Source organism: Herpetosiphon sp. (genome assembly GCF_003512625.1).
In the GTDB taxonomy this organism is placed as follows: Bacteria; Chloroflexota; Chloroflexia; order Chloroflexales; family Herpetosiphonaceae; genus Herpetosiphon; species Herpetosiphon aurantiacus.
The window spans coordinates 1-12,087 of sequence record NZ_DOPT01000077.1; the positions used below are offsets into that span (position 1 = coordinate 1).

At 51.6% G+C, this 12,087-nt stretch carries 8 protein-coding genes; 7 read left to right on the plus strand and 1 reads right to left on the minus strand.

The features are described from left to right. Nucleotides 1-233: 233 nt before the first annotated feature. Nucleotides 234-1,652 carry a dihydrolipoyl dehydrogenase family protein gene (locus DEF47_RS16735; RefSeq protein ID WP_012190586.1) on the minus strand — a complete coding sequence of 473 codons (1,419 nt, stop codon included), beginning with the start codon at nt 1,650-1,652 and terminating at the stop codon, nt 234-236. 442 nt (nt 1,653-2,094) lie between these two features. Here DEF47_RS16735 and DEF47_RS16740 point away from each other — a divergent pair, with 442 nt between their 5' ends. The 7 genes from DEF47_RS16740 to DEF47_RS16770 all read left to right on the plus strand — a co-directional run bounded on the left by DEF47_RS16740 (nt 2,095) and on the right by DEF47_RS16770 (nt 11,866). Further along, a complete protein-coding gene (locus DEF47_RS16740) occupies nt 2,095-3,255 on the plus strand; it encodes a BMP family lipoprotein (protein WP_012190587.1) in 1,161 nt (386 codons plus the stop codon). Between the two features lie 202 nt (nt 3,256-3,457). Continuing rightward, nucleotides 3,458-4,993 carry an ABC transporter ATP-binding protein gene (locus tag DEF47_RS16745; RefSeq protein WP_012190588.1) on the plus strand — a complete coding sequence of 512 codons (1,536 nt, stop codon included), beginning with the start codon at nt 3,458-3,460 and terminating at the stop codon, nt 4,991-4,993. Beyond that, nucleotides 4,983-6,311 (plus strand): ABC transporter permease, encoded by a 1,329-nt coding sequence (locus DEF47_RS16750; RefSeq protein ID WP_012190589.1) that lies wholly within the window; start codon nt 4,983-4,985, stop codon nt 6,309-6,311. The genes DEF47_RS16745 and DEF47_RS16750 overlap by 11 nt, the downstream gene beginning before the upstream one ends. A gap of 48 nt (nt 6,312-6,359) precedes the next feature. Further along, nucleotides 6,360-7,697, plus strand: coding sequence for an ABC transporter permease (locus DEF47_RS16755; protein WP_012190590.1), 1,338 nt, complete (start codon nt 6,360-6,362; stop codon nt 7,695-7,697). Between the two features lie 152 nt (nt 7,698-7,849). Beyond that, nucleotides 7,850-8,437, plus strand: coding sequence for a hypothetical protein (locus DEF47_RS16760; protein WP_012190591.1), 588 nt, complete (start codon nt 7,850-7,852; stop codon nt 8,435-8,437). 143 nt (nt 8,438-8,580) lie between these two features. After that, nucleotides 8,581-10,428: a TCAD7 domain-containing protein gene (locus DEF47_RS16765; protein ID WP_012190592.1), complete on the plus strand. Its 1,848-nt coding sequence runs from the start codon at nt 8,581-8,583 to the stop codon at nt 10,426-10,428. Continuing rightward, nucleotides 10,403-11,866, plus strand: coding sequence for an esterase/lipase family protein (locus tag DEF47_RS16770; protein WP_012190593.1), 1,464 nt, complete (start codon nt 10,403-10,405; stop codon nt 11,864-11,866). The genes DEF47_RS16765 and DEF47_RS16770 overlap by 26 nt, the downstream gene beginning before the upstream one ends. Nucleotides 11,867-12,087 lie beyond the last annotated feature (221 nt).

Below are 12,087 nucleotides of genomic sequence, written 5' to 3' on the forward strand. Positions count from 1 at the left end.
CCTAGCCCCCTCTCCCGCAAGCGAGCGAGGGAGAACCGTCCATCATGATGCTTGGAACGCCCCTCGCCCGCCGCAGTGGGAGAGGGGTTGGGGGTGAGGGATCTTAGCCCCTTACCCCCGCTTCCGCCCTGCGAGGTGAGGGGGAACCTGCCCATCAACCGCCGCAGTGGGCCAAAGGAAAGGATTCGTAGAAGGCCGATGATAAAACTGATATGGCTCTTGAAAGAACAGGTTTAGCGAAAATACCAGCGTAACGCTCGTTGCAGCCATGGTTTTTCGAGCCAGCGGGTAAACGAGCGTTGGGCGGTCATTTTGAGACCTTGCGAGCGGGTTGGATAAACATTAATTAAGCCACCGAGTTTTGAGGCACTGACACCCGTGCCCATCGCTAGCACTGCGGCATTGATCATATCGCCAGCGCCTTGGCCGATAATATGCACGCCGACAATTTGTTCTTTGCGGCCAACCGCCAAAATTTTGGTAAAGCCCTGAGTTGCATCCTCGGTGCGAGCACGGTCGTTGGCGCTCCACGGCAATTCATACACCCGCAAGCTGCTGCCATACTTGGCCCGCGCTTGGTCTTCATTCAAGCCAACATGGCCAACTTCGGGGTCGGTAAAGGTTGCCCACGGCACTAATTCGTATTTCATGGCGCTTTGGCCTGGAAAAAGTGCATTGCGTAGCACCAAGCCTGCTTCTTGTGCCGCCACATGGGTAAATTGATAGCGCCCAATCACATCGCCACAGGCAAACACTCGTGGATTACTGGTGCGCAAATAGTGGTCAACATGAATGCGCTGTTCAGGGTCATACAAAATGCCTGCTGCATCCAAACCCAAATTATGTAGATTCGGGGTACGACCCGCTGCCACTAAAATTGCATCAGCAACGATGGTTTGGGGTTGGTTATTGGCAGTTTGAATCGTGAGCTGTTTTGCACCAGCCTGCAACTCGACCTTGAGGGTTTTGGTGTTGAGGTAAAGCTGTAAGCCCTCGGATTTAAGTGCTTGAGCCAAAGCCGCACCCATGGCATGGTCATCTTTGGGCAACAGGCGTGGGCCTTGTTGAATAATCGTCACTTCAGCTCCCAAGCGAAATAGTGCTTGGCCTAGCTCACAGCCAATCGGCCCACCACCAAGCACAACAATTCGCTTGGGCAATGCTTCTAGTAAAAAAACATCTTCGTTGGTGAGGTAGCCCGCCTCGGCCAAACCAGGGATCGTCGGAATTTTGGGATGCGAGCCAGTCGCGATGCAAAAGTGCTTGGCTCGTAGTAACTCGCCATTAACTTCCACCGTTTGATCATCATAAAAACGCGCACGCCCTTCGATTACCCGTGCACCCGCTTGACGCAGCACCTCAGGCGCATCATCGTGTTGATAAATTTGCTGCTGCACAGAATGCACATAGCCCATCACTGCGGCAAAATCGATGCTTGGCTGGGCGCTGATCCCATAACGGGCAGCAGTTGCCGTGGTATGAGCAATTTTGGCAGCGTGAATTAAGCTTTTACTTGGCACACAGCCCGTCCAAGTACAATCGCCACCGAGCTTGTTGGCCTCGATTACGGTAATTTTTGCCCCCAACGAAGCGCCAAATTTTGCAAAGGTAATCCCCGCCGAGCCGCCACCAATTACCAGTAAATCGTCCATGCATGCTCCTTATATCGAGGGGCTAGGGTTATGATCCACGAAGGCCACGAAGATCGCGAAGCTTGAAACCGCGAAAAACGCGAAGATCGCTAAATATTCAAACTCAAAAATGTATCTCCCAACCCCCGACCCCAACAACCGATCCCCTAATTCGTATGTTCTATGCTCTATGTTCTTTACTATACTGCCACTATTGCCAAGCAATTCTAAACGATTGCGAAATATTTCTGGAGGCTATTGACTTTTGGCGTTTGGCATTCTACTTCATTCCCTCAGCCTATAGCCTTTTCGGCTTCATCCCTCATCCTTCATCCCTCATACTTTATACTGCGCCGTGTTATGTTATAATCAACGCCAATGCATGTCGCCATTCCCCACGCATTGCGGGTGACATGTTTTTGGGGAGCTACAGATACACTTTTATTTTAGGAGGGTTCCTCCCATGAACAAACGCATGATTGCGTTCATGATGCTGTTGGTCTTGATGATTCCGGTATTGGCTGCTTGTGGCACCGAAACCGCTGCAACCACAGCACCAGCGGCTACCGCCACCACCGCAGCCGCTGCCCCAACGGCAACTGCTGCTGCCGAAGTAACCGCCAGCCCAGCCACCGAAGCAACCGCTGTGGCAACCGCTGCGGCAACCGCCGAAGCAACCACTGGTGCTAGCACCCCAAGCGACATCAAAATCGGTTTGGTTACCGACGTTGGTAAAGTCGATGACGGTACCTTCAACCAATTCGCGTTCGAAGGCTTGAAACGAGCCGAAACCGAACTTGGCGTGAAGATCGACTACATCGAAACCATCGATCCAAAAGACTACGAAAAGAACATTGAACAATTCGCTAGCCAAGGCTACGATTTGATCATCGGCGTAGGCTTCTTGATGGGCGATGCAATCAAGGCCGCTGCTTCGAAGTACCCTGACTTGAAGTTTGCTATTGTTGACTTCGCTTACGAACCAGCATTGCCAAACGTCAAGGGCTTGGTCTTCTCAGAAGACGAATCAGCATTCATCGCTGGCGCTTTGGCCGCAATGGTTTCAAAGAGCGGCAAAATCGGTGCTGTTGGCGGTAAGGAACAAGTTCCTGCGGTCAAGAAGTTTGTACTTGGCTACGAAGCTGGCGCTAAATACGTCAATGCCGATATCCAAGTCAGCAAAGTTTACATCGACTCATTCACCGACCCAACCGCTGGCGGCGAAGCTGCTAAAACCCAAATCGCTGAAGGCGCAGACGTAATCTTCGGTGCTGGTGGCCAAACTGGCTCAGGCGCTATCAAGACCGCTGCCGACAACAATGTATTCGTGATTGGCGTTGACCAAGACGAATACAACACCACCTTCAAAAAAGGCCCAGCCCCAATGTTGATCACCAGCGCTATGAAGCGCGTTGACAACGCTGTGTTCGATGTGGTCAAGGAAGTTGTCGATGGCACCTTCGCTGGCGGCTTGTACTTGGGCAACGCTGCAAACGGTGGGATCGACTACGCTCCATTCCACGATGCAGAATCAGCATTGCCAGCCGACGCTAAAGCCAAACTTGATGAAATCAAGAAGGGCTTGGCTGATGGTACGATCACCACTGGCGTTACCTTGAACTAATTGTTGCCGCAAGGCACAACCCCGTGGAAGGGCTGCGTTCATCATGACGCAGCCCTTCTACTTTTTGTGTGGTATTATCAGCATATACAGCACAGCAACTCGAACAACCCGGGACACGTTTTGCCACCGTTTGGCAGCCAACAGCGTGGTTGTTCTGCATATTTGAGGCAATGCTGCCTCGTTGATTAACTAGGAGTCTTGTGTGACAGCGAACGTCGTACCTGCGTTGGAAGTCCGCAATATCACCAAGCAATTCCCCGGGGTTTTGGCCAACGACCAGATCTCTTTTACCCTACTCCCCGGCGAAATCCACGCCTTCCTTGGTGAAAATGGCGCGGGTAAATCCACCCTCATGAACATCTTGTACGGCTTGTATGACCCCGATCAAGGCGAGATTTTGATCAACGGCGAATTGGCCAAGATCAAAAATCCGGCTGATGCGATTCGGCTTGGTTTAGGCATGGTGCACCAAGAATATGCCCTCGTTGATACCCTAACCGTCACCGAGAACATTATTTTGGGCACCGAATTGCGCAATGGCCCAATTCTCAATGCCAAAGAAGCCAGTCAACGGGTGCGCGAGCTTTCCGAGCAATATGGCTTGGCCGTGCCACCCGATGCCATCGTCGGCGATTTACCTGTCGGGGTGCAGCAACGGGTCGAAATTTTGAAGGCGCTCTATCGCAATGTCAATATGTTGATTCTCGATGAACCAACTGCCGTATTGACTCCCCAAGAGGCCGATGACCTCTTTCGGGTTATGCGTGAATTAGCCGATCAGGGCAAGGCGCTGATTTTTATTACGCACAAATTACGCGAAGTGCGCGAAGTTGCCGACCGAATTACGGTGTTGCGCCGTGGTAAGGTTGTCGGCGGCGCAGACCCCAAAACTGCCAGCGAAGGCCAATTAGCCGCGCTGATGGTTGGTCGCGATGTTGTCTTGAAAGTAGATAAAACTGCGGCCAATCCTGGCGATGCGGTGCTCAAAGTTCGTAATCTTAAACTGCGCGATGATCGCGGATTAACTGTGCTTGATGATGTCTCGCTTGATGTCCATGCTGGCGAAGTGTTGGGGATTGCCGGGGTGCAAGGCAACGGCCAAACTGAATTGGTCGAGGCGATTACTGGCCTGCAACATCTGCCAACCGGCTCGATTGAGTTGCTCGGCAAAGATATTACCAATCGCCCGCCACGATCGATCACTGAACAAGGGGTCGCCTACATTCCCGAAGATCGCAAAGGCACAGGCTTAGTGCTTGGCTATAGCATCCGCGATAATTTGGTGCTTTCAACCTATTACAAAGCGCCATTTACCAAAGGCTTGACCTTCAACGATGCCGCAATCGACGAAAATGCTAAAGAATTGATCGAAACCTTTGATGTGCGCACACCCAGCGCCACCACCACGGCTGGCTCGCTCTCAGGTGGTAATCAACAAAAAATTATTGTAGCACGTGAATTTACCCGCGAAAACCGCTTGCTGATTGCTTCGCAACCAACGCGGGGGATTGACGTTGGCTCGATTGAATTTATTCACAATCAAATTATTAAACAGCGCGATGCAGGGCTAGCGGTCTTATTGGTTTCGGCAGAGCTTGATGAAATTCTGTCCTTAGCCGACCGCGTTGCTGTGATGTACCACGGCAAAATTGTTGGCATTCTCCCGATTGCCGAAGCTACGCGCGAGCGCGTTGGCCTGTTGATGGCCGGTATTCAGGAGCAACCCAATGGCAAATGAGCAACAAGCCCCCGCTGAAACCAAAAAACCCGCTGAAGCTAAGCCGACCAAACGCAGTTTACCTTGGCTCAGTGAGGCAATCGTACCGCTCTTGGCAATTCTAACGGCGGTCTTGATCGGCGCGGTAATCGTCTTTATTTCGATTCCTAGCAATAAGCTGCCAGCCTTTGATCTAAGCCTGTATGGCAGCCGCAGCGATTGGTTTTTCAGTACCTTGCCCGAACGTTTACGGGTAACCCTCAGTGCCTTCACTGGTTTGTTCTCAGGCGCATTTGGCGATTGGAGCAAACCAAGCACAATTCCAGGCGCAATTAGCAATACCTTGGTTGAATCAACGCCCTACATTTTGGCTGGTTTGGCCGTTGCAGTCACCTTCAAAGCTGGCTTGTTCAATGTTGGCGCTGAAGGTCAATTGCTGATGGGCGCACTTGGCAGCGTCGCCGTTGCCGCCTTTATGCCGCAATGGTTTGGGGTTGCCTCAATCCCAGCGATCATTCACTTGCCAGCAGCCTTGCTGGCTGGGGTGCTAGCCGGAGCCATGTGGGGCATTATTCCTGGCTATCTCAGGGCCAAAACAGGGGCGCATGAAGTTATTACGACGATCATGCTCAACTATATTGCCCTGCAAATCATGGATTATCTGATCAATGGCGTGATGAAAGATAAAAGCGCCACCTTGCAACGCACGCCCTTCATCCACGAAAATGCCGCGTTGCCGCGCATTATTAGCAAAGCTACCGACCCAAGTTTGACGGGTGGGCAAGCTTATCCGCGTTTATTTACCACAACGAGTAGCACCTGGGATCTACGGATTCATATGGGGATCATCATCGCATTTGTGATGGTTGGCTTTATTTGGTGGTTGATGAATCGCACACCCAAAGGCTTTGAAATCAAAACTGTGGGCGAAAACCCCGAAGCCGCCCGTTATGCTGGCATGAACATTACTGGCACGGTGGTTGGCGCAATGGGCATTTCGGGCGCTTTGGCAGGCTTAGCTGGCACAAGCCAAGTTGTTGGTTTGGAATATAACCTCAAGGCCGTGTTCTCCAGTGGCTTGGGCTTCGATAGCTTGGCAATTGCCTTGCTAGCCAAAAGCAACCCAATTGCGATTGTTCCGGCAGCGCTGTTCTGGGGCGCGTTACGCACGGGCGCAGGCGCGATGCAAATTAACACGGGTATTTCGATCAACCTAATCAATATCATTCAAGCTTTAGTGATTATGTTTATTGCTGCCGACCAAATTGTGCGCTGGATTTATCGTATCAAGCAAGCTGAAGGTGGCAAAATCACATTTAACCGTAGCTGGGGTAAGTAGCGCCAGCGCCGTCGCTCTTGAATTTTTTAACCTTTACGGTGGATTTGTATGAAATTTACACGCGCACGCGGGGTTGGCCTGCTCGGGATTTTCATCGCGATTGTCCTAATTTTTGCAGTCAATAACAGCCTCGGCAATAAAATCACTGAAAAAAGCAAAATCCAATCCATTTGGGATTTTACCAGCACGATTCGGATTCCCGATAGTGCCAACATGAAGGTAGATCCCAAAGCTCCACCAGTCGCCGCGATCGAACTGCCCACCATGATCACGATTAGCTTGATCTGTGGAGCTTTAGTGATCGCAGGTGGCACGCTGATCGCCAAGAATCCTGAACGTGGTTGGGTTGCTCCCTATATGAGCAGCGTGATTGCCCTTGGTTTCTTTTCGATCTTGCTCTGGGCAGTCGCCAACAACAGCGTTGACCTCTCGGATACGCTTTCGCGGGTGGTACGGCTTGGCACGCCAATCGCAATTGGAGCGTTGGCAGGGATTGTCTGTGAACGCTCAGGTGTGGTCAACATCGGGATCGAAGGCATGATGCTGACGGCAGCCTGTTTTGGCTATGCTGCTGCCGCGATCTCAGCCCGCGCAATTTATGGCGATGCCTTACCCGAAAGCGCCGTCAGAGGCGTGGTTTGGATGCCCTTGATCATCGGGATTTTGGGCGCAATCGTGACGGGCGGCATGATGGCGGCCTTGCATGCGTGGCTCTCAATTCGCTTCAAAGTTGACCAAGTGATCAGCGGTACGGTGATCAACATTATGGCAGTTGGTATTACCGGCTTTACCCGCACCAACTTTTTGCTCAAATTTGAATCGCCACTCCGCACGGGCTTGCCACAAATGCCGCTTGGGCCATTGGCCGATATCCCATTGCTTGGGCCAATTTTGTTTGATCACAAACCAATCACCTATTTGATGATTCTGATGGTGTTTGGCTTAAACTTCTTCCTGTTTCGCACAGTGTGGGGCTTGCGTACCCGCGCGATCGGCGAACACCCCAAAGCTGCCGATACCGTCGGGATCAACGTCAATCGCATGCGCTATCGCAACGTGATTATTGGCGGGATGATCGCTGGGGTGGCTGGGGCTTGGTTCTCACTGGAAGGCTCGTTTGGCTTTGATGATGGTATGACCAGCGGTCAAGGCTTTATCTCATTGGCCGCGATGATCTTCGGCAAGTGGAATCCAATTGGCGCTTTTGGTGGGTCGTTGCTCTTCTCATCTGCCGATGCCTTGCAGCTCAAAGTGCAGGCTTATAGTTTCGATTTGCCCTCGCAATTTATGCAGATGTTGCCGTATGTGGTAACCCTGATTGTGTTGGCTGGGGTGATTGGCCGCGCCCGACCACCAGCCGCCTCAGGCAAAGTGTACGAAAAGTAAACTGCTGTCAATGCAACGTTGTTCAATGCCATTCCGTAGTAACGCGGAGTGGCATTGGCGTTTAAGTGCATCGTTCTTGCTCTTCTCAGCAGCCAAGCCATCGTCTATACTAGGCTTGTAACGCAATTCTGTGTGTTCTTTGGAGGTATTTTGTGAGCAATCAACCACCATATGGTCAACAACCGCCGCAACAACCAGGCTACCCACCACAGCAGCCCTATGGCCAACAACCAGGCTACCCACCACAACAGCCAGGCTACCCACCACAGCAGCCCTATGGCCAACAACCCTATGGTTATCCACCACAACCCCAAAAACGTAGCGGGTGTCTCAAGTGGGGGATTATTGGATCGCTCGTCTTATTGTTGCTCTGCGGTGGTGGCGGTTTTTGGCTCTATAAATTCACCTTAAACACGATTGGCACAGTTAATACAAGCCTTGATGGCTTTATGAAAGCTGGAGCCGCCAATGATGTTAACGCAGCTAAAGCCTTTGTCGATAGCAGTTTTATTACCGATGAACAGCTTGAAAATTTATTTAGCCAACGTGAGTTGTTCGAAGGCTATAGCAGCATCGAAGATCTACCAGCATCGACCAACGCCAATAGTAGCACAGGTCAGTCAACAACCCTCAGTCTGCAAGGAACAATCAATTATTCCGATGGTATGGGAACCTACGACGTACAATATAATCTTGAAGGCGAGATCTGGAAAATTCGCTACGTCAATATCAAACGCTAAACCTCATCTTAAACTGCACCAAGCCCTCTTCCACGAGGGCTTGGTCGTATCCACAATGCAGCCTCACAACCTAGCCACAATTCAATAATTCCAATCCTCAAACGTTGATTTAATAAGTCACGCTGGATCATTGGGAGTTTGCTATGTCGTCTAGGTCGATTAATCGCCGGCTATTGGTGCTTCAAGCAGGCTGGACAGTTGCTCAGGCCCAGTTATTGCTCGCCCATAGCCAAGCCGAATATGTGGTTGTTCAACGCACTGAGCCACAAATCTACTGGTATGTCTACCCTCTCGAAGTTGTCCAAGAACGCTTAAGCTACCATCACCCTGATATTGCGATCTACCTGGCGCTCAATTTGCAAGAAACCTCAGCTAGTTCGACTCTCAACAGCAATCAACTCGAAACCGCCGACTATTTAAGCGTGGTGCTTGATGATCAGCAACACTTGCAAGGCGTAGTTAATCCGAGTGCTCAAGCCAAAGGCACAGAATTTGATCCATTCTTCAAGGCCTATCCCTCAGTAGTTGCCCAAAACCAAGCCCAACTTAACCAAGCCTTTGATCTAGCGGTTGGCTTTCGCGATACGCCTGATGCTGGCTTAATCGGTGGCCATAACCCGATTGTCATTCATGGCTTGCAAACTGATGAACGTTGCACAATTATGCTCAGCGGCGATGGCTTGCAGTTTGATCGAGAGCAAGCCGAATTGGCCTTTGACATTCAGGCAACCGTATTTTTTAAGGCCACGCCAACCCGCACAGGTCGCTGTGTAATCTATGTCGATTATTATCGCCAACGCCAATTGGTGGGCCATGCCGAGCGGGTTGTGCTGGTCGATAGCAACGCTGAACCAGAACCTAGCAATGCTAGCCCGTTTGATTTTGGCTCAACTCCGGTCGATTTACTGATCAACCTGCGCCGTGATGGCGATACGTTCAAATGGACGGCAATGCCGCATGATCAAGCCTTTACACCGGTGCACAATTTGCCGAGCCAACAAGCCTTATCCGAGCAGGCTGCCCAAAATTGTGCCGTTGATCTGTTGGGTGCGGCGGTTAATCCAAGTTTATTGTTGGCGCAACGCGAACTTGAAGCGCTTGCCAGCGATCTAGGCCAATTTGTCCCAAGCCCAATTTGGCAATTACACAGCGATTTGGCCCAGAAATTGCAGCGTCCACTCACGGTTTTGCTGCGCAGCAACGATTTGGCTTTGCCTTGGGAATTAGCGATGGTCGAAGCCCCTTTGCTAGCTGGCGATCAGCCGCTGTATTGGGCCGCCCAAACCCATTTTGCCCGTTGGTATATTCACCCCCAAGTTAGCCCAATGCCACCCGATCAACTCAACATTAGCCAAATTAGCGCAATTGCCTCACGCTATGGCTGGGATTCAGGCCAAGCTGAATTGGTGCATGCAGTTGATGAGCAAACCATGCTGCAAAACCAATGGCAAGCCCAAGCCTACGAAGCCACGATTCAGGCGCTTGATCCATTGTTGAGCCAAGCCACGACCCAAGCTGGCCATCTTTTACACTTTGCCGTGCATGGCCGCAGCCAACCCAACGCCCGCATTCAAGAAATTATCTTGGCTGATAATAATGCGATTTCGGCCAAAGCCTTGGTGGGCAATACTCGCCGTCGCCCGCCCCAATTTAGCTTTGTGTTTATCAATGCCTGCCAAGTTGCGACCCCAGGCCAGAGCTTAGGCCAAGCGGCGGGCTTCCCCGCCGAAATTCTCAAAAGTGGTGCGGCGGGCTTTGTTGCACCATTGTGGGAAGCTGATGATCAAGCAGCCGGAACGTTTGCCGCTCAATTTTATAGCCAAGCGTTTCAAGCCCAACCGTTGGGCGCAATTTTGCAACAATATCGCCTAAGTTATGTGGCCAATAGCACCACCACCCGCCTTGCCTATATCTTTTATGGCCATCCCGCCTTGCGTTTGGCCTATTCGAGCAAAGGAGCAACCCATGCCCAACAACCAAGTGCGGCTTGATGGCAGCAGCCAAGCCCATGAAGTTGCCCCAAATTATCGGATTATTGCCCAAGGTATCACGGGCAATGCCGCCGTACCAAGCCAAGAGCCACGGCGCGGCGAGGCTGGCGCTGGCGTGATCAAAGGTTTGGATTTAGCATTAATCACTACCGAAAGTAAATTAGCTCAAACCTTCACCCTCGATCTTGAGAGCAGCCTGCCACCCCCACCCGGTGCAATGCGCGGCAGCAGCGATTTTGTGCTCCAAACCCCCGATTTTGGCACTAATACCGCGCAAGCGGTGCTTTATACCGATCAAGCGACTGGCTATAGTCAATGGATTTTTCCTGAGCCAAGCCCAAATCCAGCGACGCAACGCCGAGGCGGAGCCAGCGTTACCTATCGCCTGCCCCGCGAACCAATCGTGCCACTCCCACCAGCACCAGGCGAAGATGCCCGCCGTGGCGGCGTGATCAAAGCGATTCGCAAGGTTGTACGGGTGATTGCTTGGAAAACCGATGAATTGATTGGCAACACGCTTGAGGCGATTATTAGCAAGTGGGAATCGGTCAAACGGGCTTATGGCTGGCAAAACTTACCGCTAAATGATACCAATCCGGTTGATTGGGCACGGATACAAACTGGCCGCAGTTTATTATTAATTCATGGCACATTTAGCAGCGCAACCGGAGCATTTGCCGCCTTGCCCAACGAAACCATTGGGCGCTTGCAGCAAATCTATAATGGGCGCTTATGCGCCTTCAATCACCCTTCGCTGAGCGTCTCGCCGCAAGCCAATATCGACGAATTACTCAAAACCATGCCAAATAACCTCGAAATCGATGTAGTTACCCACAGTCGCGGCGGCTTGGTTGGGCGCGAATTGCTGAGTCGGGTACAGCAGGGGATTCCGTTGCGGGTGCGCAAAATGATCATGGTGGCTTGCCCCAACCGTGGCACGCCCTTGGCTGATGGTGAACATTGGCTCACCATGCTCGATCGTTATACCTCGCTGTTGGCCGATTTGCCCGATACTAGTGCCAGCGTGATTATGGAAGGCATTTTGACGGTTGTAAAATTAATTGGCCATGCTGGCTTGCGCAAATTACCAGGCCTCGCCGCGATGACTCCCAAAAACAGCTATTTACAACAACTCAATGCTGGTCAGCCTGGTCAAACCCAAGTTTATGCAATGGTCGCCGATTACCAACCCAACGACCCTAATTGGATCAAACGTTTTATGCGCCAACAGGGCAATAAATTGATCGACCATTTCTTTGGCGAGGCCAATGATGGAGTTGTGCCAACAGCGGGGGGCTATCAAGGCAACAGCGATGGCAGCGGCTGGTCAATCCCCAGCGAGCGCCGCATCCTATTTGATACCGACAAACGGATCAATCACAGCAGTTTCTTTGGCAATCAAGCGGTTAACCAGCAACTAGTCGAATGGCTTCGATAAAAGATGAGGGATGAGGGATGAAGGATGATTGATGTCCTCACCTCAAAATCTCTCTCCTGTAGTGCAGGCAAGGGGCAAGGGGATGCTTACAAGGGTAGGTTTTAATCAGCATCGATCACCACCCTTCCGTCCCGCCTCAAGGCGGGAAACGCAGGGGGCTTTAATCCCCCTGCGCCCCCTCAAGGGCAATCAGTGGGAGATAAACATCCACCGATGAACCA

What these genes read in the sequence shown, in the direction of transcription:
- DEF47_RS16735 (WP_012190586.1), bottom strand. Translation starts at nt 1,652, where the DNA reads ATGGACGATTTACTGGTAATTGGTGGCGGCTCGGCGGGGATTACCTTT.
- DEF47_RS16755 (WP_012190590.1), top strand. Translation starts at nt 6,360, where the DNA reads ATGAAATTTACACGCGCACGCGGGGTTGGCCTGCTCGGGATTTTCATC.
- DEF47_RS16770 (WP_012190593.1), top strand. Translation starts at nt 10,403, where the DNA reads ATGCCCAACAACCAAGTGCGGCTTGATGGCAGCAGCCAAGCCCATGAA.
- DEF47_RS16740 (WP_012190587.1), top strand. Translation starts at nt 2,095, where the DNA reads ATGAACAAACGCATGATTGCGTTCATGATGCTGTTGGTCTTGATGATT.
- DEF47_RS16765 (WP_012190592.1), top strand. Translation starts at nt 8,581, where the DNA reads ATGTCGTCTAGGTCGATTAATCGCCGGCTATTGGTGCTTCAAGCAGGC.
- DEF47_RS16750 (WP_012190589.1), top strand. Translation starts at nt 4,983, where the DNA reads ATGGCAAATGAGCAACAAGCCCCCGCTGAAACCAAAAAACCCGCTGAA.